Origin of the sequence: Vibrio sp. Y42_MX_L11 (assembly GCF_024181785.1) — a bacterium.
GTDB classification, from domain to species: domain Bacteria; phylum Pseudomonadota; class Gammaproteobacteria; order Enterobacterales; family Vibrionaceae; genus Vibrio; species Vibrio diabolicus.
Map to the genome: position 1 here is coordinate 1 of NZ_JAMZAP010000053.1, position 1,076 is coordinate 1,076.

Annotated in this window: 1 protein-coding gene; it reads right to left on the minus strand. The window is 42.3% G+C overall.

What is annotated here, in order from left to right; genetic code table 11:
* Positions 1 to 10: 10 nt before the first annotated feature.
* The coding region (locus tag NL643_RS22730) for an ISAs1 family transposase (protein ID WP_253645250.1) at positions 11 to 1,076 on the minus strand (1,066 nt) is incomplete at its 5' end.

Here is a 1,076-nt window from a genome sequence, read left to right on the forward strand (position 1 = left end):
CAGGGAAAGATTACGAAACCCCTTGCCCTGCAAGGACTTGCGAAAGGTAGCTGTTGCTACGGTTCGCTTTTTTCTGCTTTCTTTTGATCCCAGCTTTGAAGCTGGTTTCTTCCGTCAGCAGGTTTAAAGCAATATGCCTTATAACTGCTAAGTTCTCACCAGCTTGCTCTCGACGTATCCGACATTCATCTTCTTTAAAACCAACATCTAATCGCCAGTGCATCTGATTTTCAATGCTCCAATGTGCTCGCGTGCTCTCTAGTAAAGCCTTAGCCGTTAGTTTTGCTGAGCTTATGTAGTGCTTGACTTGCATTGTTTCTGCTGGCTTATCACCTTCTTGACGAATTGAAACGACCATACCAATTGTGGAGAGTTCGGCCCAACCAAACGCTATATCGCCTAAGAAATCTGTATTGTGAACAACCATACTCAAACGTGTTTCTGTACGACCATGACCTTTCTCTTGAGTGACGTATTTATCACCTTCAAAACTATTAATCATACTAGAATTAAACTCTTGGCTAATCGCTTGCTCCAATCGTTTTTGATTACCTTTTACCGCTAAGAGGTAATCTGCATCTTGAATGACTATCTTTTCAGCTATATCCTTCTGGCATCCCATAGCATCAATCGTCACTAAACAACCTCGCAAGGAAAGCATTTCAAGCAGTTCAGGAATCGCTTTGATTTCATTGCTTTTATCTGCAGTTTTAACTTGTCCTAGTACAACTTGGTTTGCTGAACTAAACGCACTAACCATATGGATTGCACCACAACGCTTGTCTTTGTTGTATGTACCTCTGAGAGTTTTGCCATCGATAGCAATAACTTCGCCCTCAGTCGCTTCATGACAGTCTTTCATCCACGCAGTAAAGCATCGTTGCAGTTGCTTAGCGGAGATTAGATTGATAACTCGGGCAATGGTATCGTGTACCGGTATGCCTTGTTTGAAATCACCATACTGTCTAAGCCAATCCAAGTTATCTTCACCAAAATCTTCAATATCCTCCCAACCTTCAGCACCAGCAATCACTGCTGTAATCGTTAAGAAGATAATGTCGGTTAGCGTGTGCTCT